At 73.1% G+C, this 21,247-nt stretch carries 18 protein-coding genes; 13 read left to right on the top strand and 5 right to left on the bottom strand.

What is annotated here, in order from left to right; genetic code table 11:
- Positions 1-64 precede the first annotated feature (64 nt).
- The 10 genes from ACFVS9_RS16540 to ACFVS9_RS16495 are packed head-to-tail and all read left to right on the top strand — an operon-like array spanning position 65 to position 12,639.
- Positions 65-907 (top strand): carbohydrate ABC transporter permease, encoded by an 843-nt coding sequence (locus tag ACFVS9_RS16540; RefSeq protein WP_389932884.1) that lies wholly within the window; start codon positions 65-67, stop codon positions 905-907.
- Positions 894-1,832 (top strand): carbohydrate ABC transporter permease, encoded by a 939-nt coding sequence (locus tag ACFVS9_RS16535; protein WP_383116301.1) that lies wholly within the window; start codon positions 894-896, stop codon positions 1,830-1,832. Before ACFVS9_RS16540 ends, ACFVS9_RS16535 begins: the two co-directional genes overlap by 14 nt.
- 45 nt (positions 1,833-1,877) lie before the next feature.
- Complete coding sequence (locus ACFVS9_RS16530) at positions 1,878-2,642, top strand: SDR family NAD(P)-dependent oxidoreductase (protein WP_383116300.1); 765 nt, start codon at positions 1,878-1,880, stop codon at positions 2,640-2,642.
- Positions 2,630-4,417 carry a heparinase II/III family protein gene (locus tag ACFVS9_RS16525; protein WP_389932880.1) on the top strand — a complete coding sequence of 596 codons (1,788 nt, stop codon included), beginning with the start codon at positions 2,630-2,632 and terminating at the stop codon, positions 4,415-4,417. Before ACFVS9_RS16530 ends, ACFVS9_RS16525 begins: the two co-directional genes overlap by 13 nt.
- 3 nt (positions 4,418-4,420) lie before the next feature.
- Positions 4,421-6,409, top strand: a complete 1,989-nt coding sequence (locus tag ACFVS9_RS16520) for a hypothetical protein (protein ID WP_389932877.1) — start codon at positions 4,421-4,423, stop codon at positions 6,407-6,409.
- A 2-nt stretch (positions 6,410-6,411) separates the two neighbouring features.
- Complete coding sequence (locus tag ACFVS9_RS16515) at positions 6,412-7,014, top strand: hypothetical protein (RefSeq protein WP_389932874.1); 603 nt, start codon at positions 6,412-6,414, stop codon at positions 7,012-7,014.
- A complete protein-coding gene (locus ACFVS9_RS16510; protein WP_389932871.1) occupies positions 7,011-8,090 on the top strand; it encodes a DUF1565 domain-containing protein in 1,080 nt (359 codons plus the stop codon). Before ACFVS9_RS16515 ends, ACFVS9_RS16510 begins: the two co-directional genes overlap by 4 nt.
- Positions 8,087-9,247 (top strand): SGNH/GDSL hydrolase family protein, encoded by a 1,161-nt coding sequence (locus ACFVS9_RS16505; protein ID WP_389932868.1) that lies wholly within the window; start codon positions 8,087-8,089, stop codon positions 9,245-9,247. The genes ACFVS9_RS16510 and ACFVS9_RS16505 overlap by 4 nt, the downstream gene beginning before the upstream one ends.
- 10 nt (positions 9,248-9,257) lie before the next feature.
- A complete protein-coding gene (locus ACFVS9_RS16500) occupies positions 9,258-11,660 on the top strand; it encodes a polysaccharide lyase 8 family protein (protein WP_389932865.1) in 2,403 nt (800 codons plus the stop codon).
- Between the two features lie 4 nt (positions 11,661-11,664).
- Complete coding sequence (locus tag ACFVS9_RS16495; protein ID WP_383116293.1) at positions 11,665-12,639, top strand: acetylxylan esterase; 975 nt, start codon at positions 11,665-11,667, stop codon at positions 12,637-12,639.
- Positions 12,640-12,648: 9 nt separating this feature from the next.
- Here ACFVS9_RS16495 and ACFVS9_RS16490 read toward each other — a convergent pair whose 3' ends face one another.
- The gene (locus tag ACFVS9_RS16490; RefSeq protein ID WP_389932862.1) at positions 12,649-14,223 is read right to left on the bottom strand and encodes a phytoene desaturase family protein; all 1,575 of its coding nucleotides are present in this window, start codon (positions 14,221-14,223) and stop codon (positions 12,649-12,651) included.
- 152 nt (positions 14,224-14,375) lie between these two features.
- Between ACFVS9_RS16490 and ACFVS9_RS16485 the strand changes: the two genes are divergently transcribed.
- Complete coding sequence (locus ACFVS9_RS16485) at positions 14,376-15,002, top strand: DinB family protein (RefSeq protein WP_389932859.1); 627 nt, start codon at positions 14,376-14,378, stop codon at positions 15,000-15,002.
- A 3-nt stretch (positions 15,003-15,005) separates the two neighbouring features.
- Here ACFVS9_RS16485 and ACFVS9_RS16480 read toward each other — a convergent pair whose 3' ends face one another.
- Together ACFVS9_RS16480 and ACFVS9_RS16475 are read right to left on the bottom strand one after the other, a co-directional pair.
- Entirely contained in the window at positions 15,006-17,252 is a 2,247-nt protein-coding gene (locus ACFVS9_RS16480; protein WP_389932856.1) for a tetratricopeptide repeat protein, read from the bottom strand.
- 22 nt (positions 17,253-17,274) lie between these two features.
- A complete protein-coding gene (locus tag ACFVS9_RS16475) occupies positions 17,275-18,162 on the bottom strand; it encodes an oxygenase MpaB family protein (protein ID WP_389932854.1) in 888 nt (295 codons plus the stop codon).
- Between the two features lie 136 nt (positions 18,163-18,298).
- Here ACFVS9_RS16475 and ACFVS9_RS16470 point away from each other — a divergent pair, with 136 nt between their 5' ends.
- The gene (locus ACFVS9_RS16470; RefSeq protein WP_383116288.1) at positions 18,299-18,733 is read left to right on the top strand and encodes a hypothetical protein; all 435 of its coding nucleotides are present in this window, start codon (positions 18,299-18,301) and stop codon (positions 18,731-18,733) included.
- 6 nt (positions 18,734-18,739) lie between these two features.
- On the opposite strand, the gene ACFVS9_RS16465 is transcribed toward ACFVS9_RS16470, so the two are convergent.
- Positions 18,740-19,897, bottom strand: a complete 1,158-nt coding sequence (locus ACFVS9_RS16465; protein ID WP_383116287.1) for a methyltransferase — start codon at positions 19,895-19,897, stop codon at positions 18,740-18,742.
- 70 nt (positions 19,898-19,967) lie between these two features.
- Entirely contained in the window at positions 19,968-20,180 is a 213-nt protein-coding gene (locus ACFVS9_RS16460; RefSeq protein ID WP_383116286.1) for a hypothetical protein, read from the bottom strand.
- Between the two features lie 212 nt (positions 20,181-20,392).
- On the opposite strand from ACFVS9_RS16460, the gene ACFVS9_RS16455 reads away from it, so the two are divergent.
- Entirely contained in the window at positions 20,393-21,226 is an 834-nt protein-coding gene (locus ACFVS9_RS16455) for an endonuclease I family protein (RefSeq protein WP_389932850.1), read from the top strand.
- The last annotated feature ends 21 nt before the right edge of the window (positions 21,227-21,247 follow it).

Raw genomic sequence — 21,247 nt, 5'->3', positions numbered from 1 at the left:
ACCCGCGGCGCAACGCACCCGCCGCGCGCCCACCGGCCCGGGGCGCCGCAGGCGCCGGGCGGGCATGCTCATGGTGGCCCCGGCGCTGCTGCACGCCTCCTTGTGGATCGGCCTCCCGGTCGTGGTCTCGGTGGCCCTGGCCTTCACGAAGTACGACGTGCTGACCGCGCCGGAGTTCGTGGGCCTGGCCAACTTCCGGGACATGCTGGACGACGCGGTCTTCGTCAAGTCCATCGGCAACACCCTGCTGTACACCTTCTTCACCGTGCCCTTCGGGATGGCGCTGGGCCTGCTGGTGGCCCTCGCCCTGCACACGGGTCTCAAGGCGCGCGGCATCTTCCGGACCGCCGTGTTCCTCCCCCAGGTCACCGCCACCGTCGCGATCGCGCTGGTCTGGCTGTGGATCTACAACCCGGGCAACGGCCTGCTCAACACGGTGCTCTCGTTCCTCGGCATCGACGGCCCGGCCTGGCTGTCCTCGACGACCTGGGCGCTCCCGTCGGTGATCCTGGTCGGCATCTGGCAGGGCATCGGCATGAAGATGCTCATCTACCTCGCCGCCCTCCAGTCCCTGCCGAAGGAGCTGTACGAGGCCGCGTCCGTGGACGGCGCCTCCAGGGTCAGGCAGTTCTTCTCGATCACGCTGCCGCTGCTGAAGCCGGCGACGTTCTTCGTGCTCATCACCTCGATGATCAGCGCGTTCCAGTCCTTCGACCAGATCTACATCCTGACCGACGGCGGCCCCGCCAACAGCACCACGATGATGACGTACGAGATCTACAAGTCCGCGTTCCGGGAGTTCCGCGTCGGCTACGCCAGCGCGCAGTCACTGGTGCTCTTCGTGCTGCTGATGGGCTTCACCCTGGTCAACAAGCGGATGATGGGAGGCAGTCGTGGCCACAACTGAGCTGCTGGAACCGGCTCCCGCGGCCGGGACGCCGAAGGCTCCGGCGAAGGCCCCGGCCAAGGGCAGGTCCGTCCCCGTCGGCCGGATCGCGCTCTACGCGACCCTGTCGGCCGTCTCCCTGCTGATGGTGGTGCCGTTCGTCTGGATGGTGATCACCTCGCTCAAGACTCCGGTGGAGATCGCTTCCCAGGACGCCGGGCTGCTGCCGGAGCACTGGGAGTTCGGGAACTACGTCGACGCCCTGAAGGCGGCGCCGTTCGCGACGTACGCCCGGAACAGCTTCGTGATCGCGGTGAGCCACACCGTGCTCAACGTGCTGGTGGCGTCGATGGCGGGGTACGCGCTGGCCCGCATCAGGTTCCGCGGCAGCGAGACGATCTTCTACCTGTTCGTCGCGGCCCTGATGATCCCGACGTACACCAAGGTCCTGCCGGAGTTCCTGATCGTCCGCTTCATGCCGCTGGCCGGCGGCAACGACATCCTCGGCCAGGGCGGCAGCGGGTGGCTGGACAGCTGGTGGGCGCTCATCGTCCCCGGAGCGGTCACCCCGTTCGCGGTCTTCCTCTTCAGGCAGTTCTACCTGGACCTTCCGGTGGAACTGGAGGAGGCGGCCCGGCTGGACGGGCTCGGTGAGTACCGGATCTATTCGCGGATCATGTCGCCGCAGGTCAAGCCCGCCTTCATCACCGTGGCGCTGCTGACCTTCGAATCGTCGTGGAACAACTTCCTCTGGCCGCTGCTGGTCACCCACACGGACAGCCTGCGGGTGATCCAGGTGGGCCTCTCCGTCTTCAAGACGGAGAACGGCACCCAGTGGCACTTCCTGATGGCGGGCACCACGCTCGCCACCCTGCCCATGGTCGTCCTCTTCCTCATCGGCCAGCGCTACTTCGTGCAGGGCTTCGCAACCGCCGGTCTCAAGTGACCGGTTCCGGCCCACCGCGGGCCGGTCACCGAAAGGGCTTCACCCATGTCTGCTGATCTCAACGGCTCCCGCGCCCTCGTCACGGGGGCGGGGCACGGCATCGGCCGTGCCATCGCCGTCGCCCTGGCCGAGGCCGGCGCCGACGTCGCCGTCCACTACCACTCCTCCGCCGACGAGGCGGCGCGGACCGTCTCCGCGATCGAGGCGCTGGGCCGCAGGGCCAAGGCGTTCAGGGCGGACGCGACGGTGACCGCCGAGGTGGACCTGCTCGTCGAGGAGGCCACCGGGTTCCTCGGCGGGCTGGACGTCCTCGTCTGCAACGCGGGCCACCTCATCGGCCGCGAGAAGATAGCCGAGATGTCCGACGACCACTTCGACCGGGTCGTCTCCACCAACCTGACGTCCACCTTCCGCACGGTGCGGGCCGCTCTGCCGCATCTCACGCGGTCCGCCGCCGGACGCGTCATCACGATGTCCTCGCTGGCCGCGCACAACGGCGGCGGACCCGGCTCGGTCGCCTACGCGGCCGCCAAGGCCGGTGTGCGGGGCTTCACCAAGGGGCTCGCGAAGGAGCTCGCGGGCACGGGCATCACGGTCAACACCGTCGCCCCGGGCTTCATCAAGGGCACCGCGTTCCACGACACGTTCACCGCCGTCCCCGCCCAGGAGGCGATGGAGGCCGGTATCCCGGTCGGCCGCGCCGGCACCCCGGAGGACGTCGCCCACGCGGTCGTCCATCTGGCCTCGCCCGCCTCGGGGTTCCTGACCGCCACCACGGTGGACATCGACGGTGGCGTGTGGCCGCGTTGAAGCGGATCCCCCGGGAGCGGGGCGGCTGGTGGCACGCGTACGTCTGCCCGGCGCACGGTGTGGAGCTCGACCACGGTGACGTTCTCGCGGGCGTCTTCCCCACGGGCGGGGCGCGGTGCGCCCACGGCTGCCGGGTGGACTCCCCGGCGGTGCGCGGGGCCTGGACGGTCCTGTCGCACCAGGCGTGGGCACGGCACCTGCGGGTGCTCGCCCACCGCGGCGAGCGCGCGGAAGCGGTGGCACGGCTCGTCGAGTACGCCGGCCTGTACGCGTCCCTCGCCACGGAGCGGCACGGCGACGCGCAGGGCTGGATGCTGCGCGGGCGCCTCTTCCACCAGGCGCTGACCGACGCCATCTGGGCGGTGAACATCGGGCACGCCGTGATCACCCTGGCCGAGGACGGCACACAGGACCTGACCGCGGTCCTGCCGCTGCTGGACGACCTGGAGGTGGCGGCGCTGGAGGCCCGTGGCGTCCTGACCGGCCGGGGGCAGCTGGCGTCCAACTACACCGCCTGGCTGAACGCGGCCGGGGCCTCCGCGAGCCGGGCCGCCTCGGCGGCGCGCGGCCTGGAGTGGGACGGCGCGAAGCAGTGGCTGGAGGGCGAGCACGGGCTGTACGCGCATCTGCGGGTGGCCGTCGCCGAGGACGGCTGGGAGTGGGAGGGCAGCACCTATTACCACGGCTTCGTCCTGCGCGCGGCACTGCTGGCACTGCGGTCCGCCGACCCGGCGGCGATCCCGTCCGACGTGGCCGGGGTACTGGCCTCGATGACCGGGGTGCTGGCCGCGGTCGCGACTCCGGGCGGTCTGCTCCCCGCACTGCACGACGGCCCTTACCTGCGCCGCCCGCTCGCCCTGGAGTGGCTCGAACTGGTCGCACTGGCGCAGCAGTTGGTGCCCGCAGCCGGACTGGAGGCGGTGGCCTCCCGGGCCCGGCAGGAGCTCGGCGCCCACGACGACGGGCTGGACCGTGAACTCGGCGGCTGGTTCGCGGGCCCCCCGCTGCCCCGGCGTGCGGCGCCCGGCGGGGTCACGGTCTTCCCCGTGGCCGGATACGCGGTGGTGCGCGCGGCCGGCATCCACGCCCTGCTGGACTTCGGCCCGCACGGAGGCTCGCACGGGCACCGCGACAAGCTGTCGCTCTACCTGTACGGCGACACGACCCCGTGGCAGCCGGATCCCGGCCAGGTGCCCTACGCCCACGCGGAGTTCAGGGACCTGTACGCGTCGACCGAGGCGCATCCGGCCTTCCGGGTGAACGGGGCCGAGCAGGCGGAGTGCGCGGGCGCGCTCCTGGCCTCGGACGACCGCTCGGTGACCGCCGAGGTCACCACCGCGTACGAAGGGGTGCGTGCCGTGCGCAGGGTCATGGCGGCCGACTGCTGTCTGGTGGACCTGCTGAGCGTGACGGGCCGGAAGGCGCACCGCGTCACCGGCCAGCTGCGCCCGGGGACGGCTCTGGACGTGCAGGCGCAGGCCGGCGGTCCCGTGCGCACCACCTGGTACGGCGACGAGACCCTGCACGGCTGGCACACCTCCACCCCGGGGGTGGAGGTCCGTCCGTTCTCCAGGCCGGGCCCCGGGCCTGCGGACGATCCGCAGCGCACCCGCACCTGGGTCGACTTCACGGCGGAGGCCGAGCGGATCACGTACGCCTCGGTGTACCAGGCGGCCTCCGCGGGTCCGGCGGTGACGGGCCTGCGACTCGACGGCGAGGAGCTGACGGTGGAACTGGCGGACGGTTCGGCCGCGCGTTTCAGGACGGGGGGCTGACCGGTGCTGCTCTCCGCCACCCCGCCGCCGGGGCCGCGCCCCGCGCGGGAACTCCGCCTGCGGGAGGAGGCCGCCCGTCACCGCGGCCTCACCCCGCCCCGTACGCACCCCCTGGCCAGCATCACCTGGCTCGGCCCCGCGGCCTCCAACCCCGCGCTGGCCTACCGCACCACCGGTGATCCGGCGCACCTGGCCGAGAGCCGGCGCTGGATCGAGGCCGCGGTCCGCCTCCCGCACTGGGGCCGCGCCCACCTGCCGGACCACGACCTGGACGCCGGCTGGCTGCTGCACCACCTCGCACTCGCCTACCGGTGGATCGGCGACGAACTCCCGGACGGCGTACGGGCGCTGCTCCGGTACAAGCTGCTCCTCCAGGGCCGCCGGATGTACGAGTTCGCGGTGGCGAGCGAGGGGCGCTGGTGGTCGTCGTCGTACTGGCAGAACCACAACTGGATCTGCTACGCGGGTCTGGCGACGGCCGGTTACGTGCTGGGCAAGCAGGAGTGGACCGAGCGCGCGAAGGACAATCTCGGCACCGTCCTGGACCTGATGCCGCCGGACGGTTCGCACGCCGAGGGCGTCGTCTACTGGCGCTACGGCGTGCCGTTCCTGGCGATCCACCTGGACCTGCTCCAGGAGGCCGAGGGCATCGACTGGTGGGGGCGCGGCGGCTTCCTCTCCTCGACGTTCCGCTACCGGCTCCACCAGACGGCGCCCGGCTTCGCGTTCAACGTCGACCACGGTGACTGCCACGACCGGCGCAGCGGCCACAGTGCCGGTCTGTACTACCGGCTCGCCGCGCAGTACGGCATCGCGGAGGCCCAGTGGCTGGGCGACCTCGCCTCGGGCGAACTGCTGTGGCAGGAGGCCTCGGAGAGCGGGGTGCGCCCGGGGATCCTGCCGGAGGCCTATCTGGAGTACCTCTGGTACGACCCGTCGGTGCGGGCCGCCCGCCCGACGGAGACCCACGCGTTCTTCCCGGACCTCGGCCTGCTCGCGGCCCGTACGAGCTGGGACGACGACGCCACCCTCGTGTCGTTCAAGGCGAGTCCGGGCGGCGGTCACACGGCGTGGGAGGCCTCGGCGCGGCACCGGGCAGAGCTGGGGTGGGAGACCCTGAACCAGGGGCACCACCATCCGGACTCCGGTTCGTTCGTGCTGGTCTCGCAGGGCGCCTTCCTCGCCGTCGACGAGGGCTACAGCAACCGCAAGCGGGCGGCCCACCACAACCTGCTGCTGGTGGACGGCCAGGGGTACGCGGACGAGGACCGCTACCACGTCTACGAGGGCATCCCCCACGAGCGCCGGGCCCGGCAGCGCGACGTCCTGGCCGACGCGGACAGCGGCTGGGCGCACGCCACCGCGGAGATCGCCGCGATGTACGACCCCGGGCTCGGTGTACGGCGGCTGGACCGGACCCTGGTGTTCACCCCGTCGGGGCGGCTGGTGCTGCTCGATCTGGCCGAGGCGGAGGCGGCGCGTGCGTGGACGTTCCTGCTCCAGACCGACCGCCCGGTGGAACCCGGGCCCGGCGAAAGCGCGCTGATCAGGTCGGGGACGGCCACCGCCCTCCTCCAGCGCTTCGCTCCGGCCGGCGCCTCCGTCGGCTGCGAGGTCACCGAGGTCGAGGCCAATCCGACGTCCAGCACGCCGGAGCTGCGTCTGACGCGCACCCTGCACACGCTGCGCGTGACGTCCCCGCGGTCCGCCGGGGAGCACTTCCTCAGCGCCCTGACTCCGGGCGGGGCGGAGGGCGGGGAGCGGGTCGCGTGCGCCGAGGGGTACGGGGTCGCCTTCCCGGGGGCCGGGGAGACCGTCCTCCTGTCCCCGGCCGGCCGGCGCATCCGTACGGCAGGGGTGGACGCCGACGCCGCCGCCGTCCTGCTCGGTCCGGGGGACGGGGCGCCGTACGTGGTGCGCTGCACGCGGCTGGAGCGGGACGGACGCGTACTCCTCGACGTGACCGAGCCGTACACGGGAAAGGTCGGCTGACCGTGCGGGCAATCCTCCCGTCCGGCGGGACGGCGCTGCTGCGCCGCCTGGAGTTCGTCGCGTTCCCGGCCGTCGCCGGGGCGGCCTTCTCCGTCCTGTCCCTGGGGATCGTGACCTGGCTGCCCGCGTTGGCCGCGATGGGGCACGCCCTTCAGCTCTGGCGCACCGAGGGCGACAGCCGCGTCTTCCTGAACACCTTCGCCGCCTTCCCGCGCTACTGGCGGGCGCTGTGGGCGCACGGGCTGCTCTCCACGGCGGCGGCGGCCGTCCTCACCGCGAACATCGTCCATCTGCTGGGGCGTCCGGAGCCCTGGGCCTTCGTCGTGCTCGCCGCGCAGGCGGGCGTCGCGGCCGCTCTCGTCATCCACCACACCGCTCTCGCGGCCGAGGCGGGCCGGACCCCCGGCGGCTCGGTCCGCAGCTGGTCGGCCGGCGCGCTCGCGCTCGGCTTCGGGTCGCCCGCCCGGGGCACGGCGCTGCTCGGCGCCGCGATCTCCGCCGTGCTGCTCTCCCTCGTCGTACCGCTCGGGCCGCTGCTGCTGGGCCCCAGCGTTCCCGTACTGCTCGCCCTGTCCTTCGCCGATCCCAGGAGGCACACCCCATGAGCCGTTCCCTGCGCACCGCCCTCGTCGCGGCGCTCGCCGTCTCCACCCCGCTCCTGTGCGCCCCGCCGTCCCCGGCCGCCGAGGCGGCCACCGCGTACTACGTCTCGCCGTCCGGGAACGACTCCGCCGCCGGTACGTCGGCGGGGGCGCCGCTGGCCGGCATCCAGAAGGCCCTGGACCTGGCGCCCACCGGCGCGGTGGTCCACCTCGCCCCGGGCACGTACCGGCAGGACATCGTCACCACCCGCCCCGGCGTCACGCTCACGGGCCCCTCGGACGCGGTGGTGAAGGGCGCGGGCGGCAGCCGGATCGTCCAGGTGCGGCACGACTCGACGACGCTGAGCGGCTTCACCGTCGACGGGCTGCACGGCTCGGCCGACGACGTGGCGGGCTACCGCCTCAAGCTCATCTATGTCATGAGCACGACTCCCGGCAACGGGGTGGGTGCCCTGCACATCACCGGGATGACGCTGAGGAACGCGGCGGACGAATGCCTCCGGCTGCGCTACCTGGTCACGGGCGCGGAGGTGGACGGGAACACCATCACCGACTGCGGAGTCGCCGACTTCAGGTTCGGCGGGGGCGGCAAGAACGGCGAGGGGATCTACCTCGGCACGGCGCCCGAGCAGCAGGGCGCCAACGGCGCCCCGGACGCGGCACCCGACGTCAGCAGGAACAACCGCATCCACCACAACACCATCGTCACCCGGGGCAACGAGTGCGTGGACGTGAAGGAGAACTCGACCGTCAACTACGTCGAGTACAACGACTGCAGCGGCCAGAAGGACCCCGGATCCGGCGGTCTCGACGCGCGCGGCAGCGGGAACATATTCCGCTACAACACCGTGCACGACAACGTGGGCGCGGGTGTCCGCCTCGGCGGTGACAGCGCGACCGACGGCACCGGGACGAGCGTGTACGGCAACACGATCACCGGCAACGCGGGCGGCGGCATCAAGTTCATGCGCACCCCGCAGGGCCCGGTGTGCACCAACACCATGAGCGGCAACACGGGTGGCGACGCGGTCGGCACCTACGGCGCCGGGTACGACCCGACCGGGTCGTGCCCGCGATGAGCGGCCGGGGTCCCGCGAGACGCGGGGTGCTGACGGCCGCCGCCGCGGGAGTGGCGGGGGTCGCGGCGACGGCTCCCGCCGCCGGGGCCGCGCGGTCCGGCGCATCCGTACGGGCCGGGCGCACCGGCCCGTGGGCCACCTCCTGGGCGACGGCCCAGACCGCGCCGACCGCGACGGACACCGTGGCGGCGTCCGGCCTGACCGACGCGGTGTTCACCGCGGCCGTACGCCTCTCCGCCGGTGGCCGGGTGCGCCTGAGGTACGGGCACGCCTTCGGGGCCGTACCCGTGCTGATCGGTCCGGTGACGGCCGGCGGGAGGGCGGTGACGTTCGGCGGACGGCGGCAGGCCTGGCTGGCCGCGGGTGCGTCCCTGACCAGCGACACGGTCGACGGTCTGCGGGCCCCGGAGGGTTCGGCGCTCACGGTGGAGACCCGGCTGCCGGGCCCCACCGGACCGTTGTCCTTCCACCGCGACACGCACGCGTCGCACAGCGTGGACGGGGTGCGCACCACCTCGGTGTTCCTCCTGACGGGCGTCGAGGTGAACGGCGCCCACGGGCCGGTCGTCGCCGTGCTGGGCGACTCGCTCACGGAGGGCGTCGGTACGCCCGACGACGCCGATCTGCGCTGGCCGGACCAGTTGGCCCGGCGGCTCCCGGGTTCGGCCGTCGCCAACCTCGGGGTCAGCGGCAACCGGCTGCTGCTGGACGACGCCCGGTTCGGGCCCGGCGGTCAGGCGCGGTTCGACCGCGACGTCCTCGCGCTGCCGGGTCTGCGCACCGTCCTGGTCCAGCTCGGCGTCAACGACCTCCAGCAGCCGCCGTCCCGGACGGACCCGTCGCTCGTCCTGGACGGATACCGCCAGCTGGTCCTGCGGGCCCGGAACGCGGGGCTGCGGACCGTCGGTTCGACCATCACCCCGTTCGAGGGCTGGACGCGCTGGACGCCGGAGCTCGACGAGGTACGGCAGCGGATCAACGGAGCGATCCGCACCGGCCGGCTGTTCGACGCGGTCGCCGATTTCGACGTCGCGCTGCGCGACCCGGCACGCCCTTCCCGTATGCGGCCCGCCCACGACAGCGGTGACGGCCTGCACCCCAACCCTTCCGGTCACGCCGCGCTCGCCGGGGCCGTCGACCGCCGACACCTGCTGTGAGGAACGAACCATGACCCCAGGCACCGGCACGACACGCCGCACCGTCCTGGCCGGAGCGGCGGCGCTCGGCGCGGCCGTCGCCCTGCCCCCCGCCCTCGCCCCCCGGGCCGCGCACGCCGCGGCGGGCGAGGCCGGAGCGCTGCGCGCCCGCTGGCACACCCTGCTGACGGGAGGCCCCGGCCTCGACCTCACCGACGAGCGGATCGCCGCGGCCGTCGCCCGGACCGGCCGGGCCGCCACCACCGCGGTGAAAGGCCTCGATCCGTCCCGCGCCGACGGGCTCTTCCCGGATCTGACCAGCACGACGCTCTCCAACCACGTCACCACCTCGTTCAAGCGCCTCGCCACGATCGCGACCGCATGGGCGGTCCCCGGCACCCCGCAGCACGGCGACGCCGCCCTGCGCGACCTGCTGCTGGCCGGCCTGGACTGGATGCTGACGCACCGTTACGGCCCGGGGCACACCCGCTTCGACAACGACTGGGACTGGGAGATCGGCTCGGCCCTCGCGCTCAACGACGCGTCCGTACTGCTGTACGACGTACTCGGCACGGACCGGCTGGAGCGGATCACCTCGGCGGTGCGGCACTACACCCCGGACCCGAACCTCTGGCGCGCCGACCGGCAGATCGCCACCGGTGCCAACCGCGTGTGGGTCTCCACCGTGGTGGCGGTCAACGCGGTCCTGAGGGACGACGGGGCCGGACTGGCGCGGGTGCGTGACGCTCTTTCGGACGTCGAGGGTTCGGGCGCGAACAGCGTCCTGGCCTTCAACGACGCGAGCGCGGCCGCGGAGGGCACCGGTGAGGGCTTCTACTCGGACGGCTCGTTCCTCCAGCACTACAAGCACCCGTACAACGGCGGCTACGGCAAGGAATTGCTGAACAGTCTCTCCCGGCTGCTGAACCTCCTCGCGGGCACGGCGTGGCGGGTCACCGATCCCGACCTCGACAACGTCCGCCTCTGGGTCGACGAGGGCTTCGATCCGCTGCTCGCGCGCGGCGACGTGATGGCGTCGGTGTGCGGGCGTGAGATCGCCCGGCCGAGCAAGCAGGGCCACGTGTCGGCGCAGACGGTCATCGAGGCGGTGGTCCGGCTGATCCCGGGCTTCCCCGGAGAGACCGCCGACCGGTTCACCGCCCTGGTCAAGCAGTGGATCGCGGAGGACACCTACCGTGACTTCCTCGCCGTCACCGACCTCGCCTCGCTCGTCGCGGCCCAGCAGGTCATCGCCTCGCCGGTGGGCGCGCGCGGGCCGCTGACCGTCCACAAGCAGCACCCTCGGATGGACAAGGCGGCCCACCACAGGCCGTCGTTCGCGCTCGGTATCTCCGCGTACTCCTCGCGGATCTACAACTACGAGTCGATCCAGAACGAGAACCTGCGCGCCTGGCACCTCTCCGACGGGATGGTGCTGCTCTACACGGACGACCTCGGCCACTACAGCGAGGACTACTGGCCGACCGTCGACCCCACCCGGCTGCCGGGGACCACCGTCCTCGCGGGCCGTCCCGCCGACGCGGCGGGCCAGCGCACCACCAGCACCGCGGACTGGGCGGGCGGCACCGCGCTGCCGGGGACGACGCTCGGCGCGTACGGCATGGAGCTGCGGGCCTACGGCAGTTCGCTGCACGGCCTGAAGAGCTGGTTCTGCCTGGACGACGTCATCGCCTGTGTGGGCTCGGGCATCACGGCCGACGCGGGTGAGGCCGAGACCGTCGTGGAGAACCGCAAGCTCCGCGATCCGGGCGCGGCCCTGCTCGTCAACGGCACGGCGGCCCCGGCGGACGCCGGGTGGTCGGCGCGCCTGGACGACGTCCGCTGGCTGCACGTCGCAGGAACCGGTGGCTACGTCTTCCCGGACCCCGTCACCCTGCGCGGACTGCGCGAGGACCGGACGGCGACGTGGCGCGACATCAACCTCAAGTACGGCACGGACACCCCCGTCACCCGCCCGTACCTGACCCTGTGGCAGGACCACGGCACCGCGCCGCGGGACGCGGACTACTTCTGGCTCCAGGCCCCGGCCGCGTCCGCCGAACGTACGCGGCAGTGGTCCGCGGCGCCTCCGGTGGAGCGGGTCGCCGGCTCCACCGCCGTGCACGCGGTACGCCGCCGCGCGGACGGTCTGCTCGCGGCGAACTTCTGGTCCGCCGGCACCGCCCGGGAACTCACCGCCGACGGACCGGCCTCGGTGCTCGTGCGGCCGGAGGGACGGACGGTGACCGTCGCGCTGTCCGACCCCACCCAGCTGCGGTCCTCCGTCGTACTGGACCTGGCGCTGCGGGGTCTGAGCGTCGTCTCCGCGGACCCGGGAGTCACCGCCGTCCCCGCCGGCGGCGGCATCCGCGTCACCGCCGACACCACCGGGCGCCACGGTGCCACCCTCAACCTCACCCTGAAGAGGAGCTAGAGCCTTGCTGTTCGACATGCCCCTGGAGCGGCTGCGCGAGTACCGGCCGGATCCCGAGGAACCCGCCGACTTCGACGCGTTCTGGGACAAGACCCTGTCCGGGACGGCCCGGCACGGCCTGGACGCCGTGTTCGTCCCGTACGACGCCGGGTTCACGACCGTGGACGTGTACGACGTGACGTTCAACGGCTGGGGCGGGCAGCCGGTGAAGGCGTGGCTGATGCTGCCGCGCGTCCGCTCGGGCCCGTTGCCGGCCGTGGTGCAGTACATCGGGTACAACGGCGGGCGCGGCATCCCGTACTCCTGGCTCACCTGGAGCGCGCTCGGCTACGCCCATCTGGTCATGGACAACCGGGGCCAGGGCGGCGGCGGCAAGAACACCGCGGACACCGCTGATCTCGGCCCCGACGGGCACGGCTCCTCCTCGCCCGGCTTCCTGACCCGCGGCATCGAGGACCCCTACCGGCACTACTACCGCCGCCTGATCACCGACGCCGTGCGCGCGGTCGACGCGGTGAAGGCGCACGAGGCGGTGGACCCCTCGCGCGTCGCGGTCCTCGGCGGCAGCCAGGGGGGCGGGCTCGCGCTGGCCGTCGCCGGGCTGCGGGACGACGTCGCCGCGGCCGTGGCCGACGTGCCGTTCCTCTGCCACTTCCGGCGCGCCTCGCAGATCACGGATGCGGGCCCCTACGCGGAGATCGCCCGCTGGCTGTCCGGGCACCGCTTCAGGACGGAGGAGGCGATGGAGACCCTGTCCTACTTCGACGGGGTCAACTTCGCGGCCCGGGCGACGGCTCCGGCGTGGCTGTCGGTGGGGCTGATGGACCGGATCTGTCCGTCGTCCACGGTCTTCGCGGCGTACCACGCGTACGCGGGCCCCGCCGAACTGGAGGTGTTCACCTACAACGGCCACGAGGGCGGCGCGGAGTACGACCTGCCGCGCAAGCTCGCCGCCCTGCGCGGGGTGTTCGGCCGGTAGGGACCGCGGTCACCGGCCCAGCGCCGCCATGGCGGCGTTGTGGCCGGGCACCCCGCTGACGCCCCCGCCGCGCACCGCGCCCGCCCCGCACAGCAGGACGTTGGCGTGGGCGGTCTCCACGCCCCAGCGTCCCGTCTCCCCGGTGGCGTACGGGAAGGAGAGGTCGCGGTGGAAGATGTGGCCGCCGGGAAGCCCCAGGTCCCGCTCCAGGTCGAGGGGGGTCTTCGCCTCGATGCACGGCCTGCCGTCCGCGTCCAGCGCCAGGCATGCGGTGACCGGCTCCTCCAGATGGGCGTCGAGTTCGGCCAGGGTGGCTTCCAGGAGGGCCGCGCGGGTCGCGTCGTTGTCCGCCGCGAAGAGCCGGGCGGGGGTGTGCAGGCCGAACAGGGTGAGCGTCTGGTAGCCGCGGGCCGCGAGGCCGGGGCCGAGGATCGACGGGTCGGTCAGCGAGTGGCAGTAGATCTCCGAGGGCGGGGCTGAGGGCAGGTGTCCGGCCGCCGCCTGCCGGTGGGCGGTGGCCAGTTGCCCGTACCCCTCGGCGATGTGGAACGTTCCGGCGAACGCCCGGCGCGGGTCCACGGAGTGGTCACGGAGTCTCGGCAGCCGGGTGAGCAGCATGTTCACCTTGAGCTGCGCGCCCTCGGCCGGGGCGGGGGGCTCCTCGCCGAGGAGCGCGGCCAGGGCCTGCGGCGACGCGTTGACCAGGACCCGGCGCGCTCCGATGACGCGCTCGCCGTCGGGGGAACGGACCGTCACCTCGGCGCGGGTGCCGTCCGTCTCGACGCGGACGGCCTCGTGCAGGACGCGGATCTCGGCGCCGGCCGCGCGGGCCGCCCCGGCCAGGGCGTCGGTGAGCGCGCCCATCCCGCCGACCGGGACGTCCCAGTCCCCCGTGGAGTTGCCGATCACGTGGTAGAGGAAGCAGCGGTTCTGGAGCAGGGACGGATCGTGGGCGTCGGCGAAGGTCCCGATCAGCGCGTCGGTGAGGACGACGCCGCGTACGAGGTCGTCGGTGAACTCCTCCTCGACGGCGACGCCGATGGGCTCCTCGAACAGCGTGCGCCAGGCGTCCGCGTCGTCCACCCGCGCCCGCAGGCCGTCACGGGACGGCAGGGGCTCGGTGAGGGTCGGGAACACCCGCTCGGCGACCCGGCCCGTCATCGCGTAGAACCGCTGCCACGCCTCGTACTCCCGGTCGTCACCGGTCAGTGCGCGGAAGGAGTCCCGGGTGCCGTCGCCGCCGACGAGCAGCCCGGTGGACCGGCCGTCGCGCACCGCCGGGGTGTACGAGGAGACGGTGCGCTTGCGTACGGCGAAGTCGAGGCCGAGCTCGCGCACGATCTTCTGCGGGAGGAGCGAGACGAGGTAGGAGTAGCGGGAGAGCCGGGCGTCGATCCCCTCGAAGGGGCGGGTCGACACGGCCGCTCCGCCGGTGGTGCCGAGACGTTCCAGCACGAGGACGGACTGTCCGGCGCGGGCCAGGTAGGCGGCGGCGACCAGGCCGTTGTGGCCGCCGCCCACGATCACCGCGTCGTAGGCGGCGTGCGCGGGTGTGCCGGGTGAGGGCGTCTCGTCTGCGGGCATGCCTCTTCGTAACACGGGATGATCGTCTCTGGACAGGGGGCGCGGCTCGTGGTGCGGGGACGGGGCGCCGGAAATCCCGTGGGGGCCCGGCAGCCCGTGTGGCAGGGTGCTCCCCCGGACCGCGTCTTCCCGCGCCTGGCCATGGAGAACCGATGAACGCACCCGCCCGTCTGATCCCGCTGCTCGACCAGTTCGACCTGGCACGCGAACGGCTCACCGGCCGGCTCGCGGGTCCGTTCGTGGACAGCGGCAGCGGCACGGACGTGGAGGTTCCCCCGCTGACCGACGAGGAGTACCTGTGGGAGCCGGTGCCGGGCTGCTGGTCGGTCCGCCGCCGCGACACGGGGCCCGGGCCGGGGGCGACCGCCCTGACGGGTGCGGGCGGCTGGGGACGTGACACGGCGCCGCACCCGCATCCTTCGCCGCCGCCCTTCACCACCCTCGCGTGGCGTCTGAGCCATCTCAGCGAGCTGCTGGCACTGCGCGCCGACCACACCGCGGGAAGCCACGGCCTCACCCGGGACGACTACCGACCGGTGGGTGACGCGGCGGGGGCCCTCGCGGACTTCGGCGCCTCGGCGGACGCGTGGCGTGCCGCGCTGCTCGGCGCCGGCGACACGGCGCTCGACACGGTCGGGTACAGCTCGTACCCGCACGGCAGCGACCCGGAGGACCTCTTCCTGGAGACCGTGTGGTGGGTCAACCAGGAGGTGCTGCACCACGGGGCGGAGATCGCGCTGCTGCGCGACCTCTACCGCGTACGGGGCGTCCTGGCCTGACGGTCAGTGGGGCGGCGTCCCGCCCTGTCGGCGCAGATCGGCGACCCTCCGGTAGAGGTCCACCGCCTCCGTGCCGCGGCCGAGCTGTTCGAGGCACAGCGCCTCGTCGTTGCGGCTCGCGAGGGTGTCGGGGTGGCCCGCGCCGAGGATCCGCTCGCGGGTCCCGGCGACCGTGCGGTACTCCGTGAGGGAGTCGGCCCAGCGGCCGAGCCAGCCCAGCCCGACGGCCATCTCACGGCGGCTGACGAGGGTGTCGGGGTGGTCGGGTCCCAGGGTGCGTTCGCGGGCGGAGCAGACCTCGCGTGCCTCGGCGAGCGCCTCCTCCCAGCGCGCCAGCCGTCCCAGGTTGACGCCCAGGCCGTGCCGGGCGCGCAGCGTCTCGGGGTCCTCGGGACCGCCGAGCCGGGTGCGGTCCTCGACGAGGGCCCGGTAGAGCTCCAGTGCCTCGGCGCTGCGGCCGAGCCTGCCGAGGCTGATGCCGGCCTCGTAGCGCGCGGCCAGCGTGTCGGGGTGGTCGGCGCCGAGGACGTCGGCGCGGTCCCGCGCCACGTCGCGGTAGAGCTCCAGGGCCTCGGTCCAGCGGTCCAGCCGTCCCAGTGCGTACGCCACTTCGTACAGCGTGACCAGGGTGTCCGGGTGCGTCGTGCCGAGCACGCGCGACCGGGCGTCGGCGACCTCGCGGGCCATGCGGCAGGAGTCCTCCAGTCGGCCCAGCCTGCTGAGGTTGAAGGCGAGGTTGTGCCGGCAGCGCAGGGTGTCGGGGTGGTCCGGCCCCATGGAGCGCTCCCGCGAGGCGAGCACCGCGGCGTAGATCTGGTGGGCCTCGAAGTGGCGGTCGAGCTGGCCGAGGACGTACGCGGTCTCCTGCCGGGCGGCGAGGGTCTCGGGGTGGTCGGGTCCCAGGGTGCGTTCGCGGCCGTCGGCGACCCGGCCGAACTCGCGCAGGGCGTCGGCCGCGCGCCCGGTGCGGCTGAGGGTGAACGCGACCTCGTACCTGCTGACGAGGGTGTCGGGGTGGTCGGGGCCGAGCGCGTGTTCACGTTCGGCGGCGACCGCGCGGTGCACCTCGCCCGCCTCCTCCCAGTGGCCCAGGCGCCCGAGGTTGAGTCCGGCGCTGTGCCGGCTGGCCAGGGTGGCGAGCAGGCCCGGCGACGGTGCCGGGCGGCCCGGCCCCGCGGGCGGGAAGCCGCCGGTGAGGTCCTGGCCGGCCCCCGTGGTCCATGGCCCGGTCAGCGCGGCCGCCCGGTCGAGGGCGTCCGTCCCCGGGTACGACGTGCCGACGGCCTTGTGACCGGTGGTCATGTCGCGTGTCCAGGAGGGCAGCCGGGGGGCCTCGCCGCTGGAGGGCCCGACCGGGACGGGCGGGCCGAGCAGCACGGTACGGTCCTGCGGCTGCCCGCCCGTGCGCCCGAGCACGATGCGCTGCCGCAGGTCACCGGCGTCGGCGGGCCGCTCGCCCGGCGCCTTGGCCAGCAGGTCGAGGACGACCTCCTCGAAGAACCCCGGCAGTTCGGCGCGGTGGGTGCGCGGCGGCTCGGGAGCGGTGTCGCGGTGGCCGACGATCACGGACCAGGCGTCGTCCATGTCGAACGGCGGTACTCCCGTGGCGATCTCGTACAGCACGCAGCCCAGCGAGTAGAGATCGCTGCGGTGGTCGACCTCCTCGCCGCTGATCTGCTCGGGCGACATGTAGTGCGGGGTGCCCATGGCGACGCCGGTGCCGGTGAGGCGGGAGGTGAAGCCGATGTCGTGGCCCAGCCGCGCGATGCCGAAGTCGCAGATCTTCACCGTGCCGTCGTGGAGCCGCATGATGTTGGCGGGTTTGAGGTCCCGGTGCACGATGCCCTGCTGGTGGGTGTAGCCGAGGGCGTCGGCGACCTGTTCCGCGATGTCGACGACATCGCCGACGGGCAGCGGGTGCCGCGCGTTGTCCTCCAGGAGCTGGCTGAGGTTGCGTCCTTCGAGGAGTTCCATGACGAGGTACAGGACACCGTCCGACTCGCCGAAGTCGTGGACGACGGTGACCCCGCGGTGCTGGAGGGCCGCGGCCACCCGGGCCTCGCGGCGGAAGCGTTCGCGCAGGACGCGGGTGAACGCCTCGTCGTGCTGCGGCCCCATCGGTTTGAGGCACTTGACCGCGACCTGCCGGCCGAGCGATTCGTCGCGCGCCCGCCACACCTCGCCCATGCCTCCGCGCCCGACCAGATCGAGCAGCCGGTAGCGGCCCTGGATCAGTCTGGTGTCCGCCATCGCCCGCTGCCGCCCCCGTCCGCTACCGCTGTGCCCTCCCCGGCCCGTCCAGTATGGCTGCCTGTCTGCGGAGTTCGTACGGCGACGGGCGGCTTCCGGGGCCGAGCCTCGCCATGGCCTTCACGATGTGCCGGGGCGGCAGCAGCCAGCGCAGACGCGCGGGGATGCGGCGCAGGACGGCTCCCGTGGTGCGCAGCCGGCGGTCGACCGCCGGCTGCGGCGGGGCGGCCCTGCCGTACAGCTCGTGGGCGTGGGCGGGCAGGGAGTCGTAGGCGAGCGCGGCCACGCGCCGCCAGAGCAGGGCACGCGCCGGGACCAGCGGGGCGGGGACGGGCGGGTGGCGCAGGAACGCGTCGACGTCCGACGCCTCGGGGCCCGCGGCGAGCAGCGGCCGGACCTCTTCGAAGTAGGCCGCGAGGTCCGCGCAGGTGGCGGGGACGTGCGACGGGTCGAGACCCACGAGCCGGGCGGCCTCCCGCTGTTCGGCGACGTAGCGGTCCGCCTGGGCGTCGGTGAGCGGGAGGCCGGAGCGGCGCTCGACCTGGAGGTAGGAGTCGACCTCGGCACAGTGCACCCAGAGCAGCAGGTCCGGCTCGTCGATGCCGTACACCTCCCCGGTCTCCGGGTCGGTGGCCCTCAGGAGCCGGTGGATCGTGCGGACGCGCGCCCCGTACTTCTCGGCGGCCCGCGTGGTGCCGTAGGTGATGGTGGCGACGAAGCCGGCCGTACGCATCAGGCGCCCCCAGGCGTCCTTGCGGAAGTCGGAGTTCTGCATGACGCCGCGGACGGCGCGGGGGTGGAGTGCCTGGAGGTAGAGGGCGCGGACGCCCGCCACCCACATCATGGGGTCGGCGTGCATCTGCCAGGTGACGGAGCGCGGGCCGAACAGTCCCGGATCCGGATCGTGCATCGGCTCGTGCCTTCCGTTCGGCGGGTGCGGCCGGGGCGGGTCGTCGTGCCGGGGGACGGCGAATCGTAGGATGACGTCCCGGCACGGTTCCATGCATACCGCAACCGCGCGCGTTCCGGGGAGGGGTGGGGGGACTGTGCCCAGGTGGGGGCTGGTGGTCGAACAGAACCTGGGGTACGGCCGGCAGGGACGGATGTGGTCGGTCGGCGTGCTGGACCATGTGGAGGGGACGCGCGAGGAGGCGCTGGCGGTGCTCCGCGTCCGGGCCGAACGTTTCGAGCCGGTCCATCCGGCCAACCCGAAGCGCCGGGCGCTGTACCGGGAGCCGGACGGTTTCCTGCTGGTCGTCGAGGGCGTCTGGCAGCCCTGGCACTGCCGGTTCACGGTGGCCGAGCAGGTGTACGACAGCGCGGCCGCCGAGGCCGGGGCGGACGAACCGCCCGCCCCGGAGCCCGAGCCGGAGAAGGCGGCGCCGCCTGCCGCGCCCCCGCCGGACCCCGGCCCCCCGCCCGCCTGGGACGCGCAGGTGCCCGAGGTGCCGTCGTGGCTGGGCAGGGACGACCTCCCGTGACGCGGGTCAGCGTTTGACGGCCCGCAGCACCACGAATTTCGGGTCACCGGCGACGGTCACGCAGTTGCCGAAGAGGCGGCGCAGCTGGGTGTGGTAGCCGAGGTGCCGGTTGCCGACGACCCACAGCTCCCCGCCCTGGCGCAGCGCGGCGCGGGCACCGAGGAACATGGTCCGGGCGGTGGCGTCGGTGACCGCCTGGTGCGAGTGGAAGGGCGGGTTGCTCAGGACCAGGTCCACGCTCGCGGGGGGCACGTCCGCCATCCCGTCGCCGACCAGGAAGGCGGCCCGGGCCTGCGGCCCGGTGTTCTCGCGGAAGGTCTCCTCGGCGGACGCGACGGCCTGGTACGACTCGTCGATGAAGGTGAGGACCGCGTCGGGGTTGGCGAGTGCCGCGGCCGTACCCAGTACGCCGTTACCGCACCCGAGGTCGACGACGCGGTCGGGCCCGGTCCGTCGCGGCAGGTGCTTCAGGAAGAACCGGGTGCCGATGTCCAGTCGTTCGGCGCAGAAGATCCCGGCGTGGTTGACGACCGTACGGCCGGAGACCACTCCCACGTCGTCCGGCAGGTCGTAGCGGTACGGCCAGGGGCTGGGGGTCCTGGGCAGGTCCGGGTCGGGGGTGCAGAAGATCAGCCGCGCCTTCTTCACCGCGAGGGACGTGCGGGTGGGCCCGATGATCCGCTCGAACAGTTTGAGGGTGGAGGTGTGGATCTCCTTCACCATGCCGGTGCCGATGACGACGGTCCCGGCGTGCACGGCGGGCGCGAGCCGGTGGAGCTGCTCCTCCAGGAGGGCGAGGCTCTTGGGCACCCGTACGAGCAGCAGGTCCACGCGCTCGGGCGGGGTGTCGCGCACCGACAGCACGCGGACCGAGTCCGGGGCGAGGCCGTTGCGCGCGAGGTTGGCCTCGGTGGCGCGTCGCGCGAGGTAGGAGTCGGTGATCTGCACGGGGGCGTGGCCTGCCAGCGCGGTGGCCAGGGCGCCCCAGCGGTCGCCGACCACGGCCACGGTCCCGGAGGGGCGGACCGGGTCGCTCCCCTCCGCCCCTTCCAGCCGCCGCAGCAGGTACTCGTCGGCGGCGTCCCACGCACGGAGCGGGTCGCGCGGGTTCCCGGGAAAGCGGGCGAGTTCGAATTCGCCCTGTGACGTCGTCAAACGGTTCATATTGCGTTCAGGCTAGCCGAGGGGCGGGAAGCGCTCCGCACGCTCCCCGCTCCGAGGGGTTCCGGGGTCCCTAGGGGAGCCGCTTCTCCATGGCCGACCGGCCCTCCTGCGACAGCCTGCGCTGTGCCCACTCCAGGTTCTCCGGAGTCAGGTCCCGCCCGGAGGCGAGCACCAGATCCTCCGCCGTGGGCTGATCGCCGGCGCCGGTGTGGAGCAGGCGGTCGGGGGTCACCCCCCGCACTTCCGGCACGGATACGGATACGGATTCGGACTCTTCGCTCATACCGCCTCCTCGTCCCTTGCGGCAATTCTCGCGCCGGGCCGCCGTCCCCGCATCCGATGCCCCGGAAGCGCCGGAGGACTTGTCACTTGACCTGCACATGATGAATACGCAACGTTCACACGACCGGCACCGTGCGTGTGGAAGGCTCCCGAGCGAACAGACAACGCCCGGCCCTCAGACACCCTTCCGCCGCCTCGGAGAGGACACCCCACATGTCCGGTCGCCGCCGTTTCTACGCGCGTCCACTGCTCGCGACAGCCGCCTCGATCGTCGTACTCACCGGCGTCGCGTCCGCCGCACCCGCCGCCACTCCCGCGGCCTCCCCCGCCGCCGCCCCTGCGGCGTCCACGGCCGCCGCCCTCGACGACACCTACTACAAGGACGCCCTCGGCAAGACGGGCACCGCGCTCAAGAGCTCGCTGCACACGATCATCAAGAACCAGACCAAGCTCTCCTACAGCCAGGTCTGGGACGCGCTGAAGGCGACCGACGAGGACCCGGCCAACTCCTCCAACGTGATCCTCCTCTACACCGGCCGCTCGCAGGCCAAGAGCCAGAACGGCGGTGCCGTCGGGGACTGGAACCGCGAGCACGTCTGGGCGAAGTCCCACGGCGACTTCGGCACCTCGACCGGTCCCGGCACCGACATCCACCACCTGCGCCCGGAGGACGTCCAGGTCAACTCCATCCGGGGCAACAAGGACTTCGACAACGGCGGCAGCGCCGTCTCGGGGGCACCCGGCAACTTCACCGACAGCGACTCCTTCGAACCGCGCGACGCGGTCAAGGGCGACGTCGCCCGGATGATCCTCTACATGGCGGTGCGCTACGAGGGCGACGACGCCTTCGCGGACCTGGAGCCGAACGACAAGGTGAGCAACGGATCGGCCCCGAACATCGGGCGGCTCTCCGTGCTGAAGCAGTGGAGCCAGCAGGACCCGCCGGACGCCTTCGAGAAGAAGCGCAACGACGTCATATACGAGGACTTCCAGCACAACCGGAACCCGTTCATCGACCACCCCGAGTGGGTCGGGGCCATCTGGTAGCCGAGGCCGTCCGGCAACGGC

It is taken from the genome of Streptomyces sp. NPDC058008 (assembly GCF_042886395.1).
In the GTDB taxonomy this organism is placed as follows: domain Bacteria; phylum Actinomycetota; class Actinomycetes; order Streptomycetales; family Streptomycetaceae; genus Streptomyces.
This window is presented reverse-complemented; position numbering and strand designations above follow the sequence as displayed.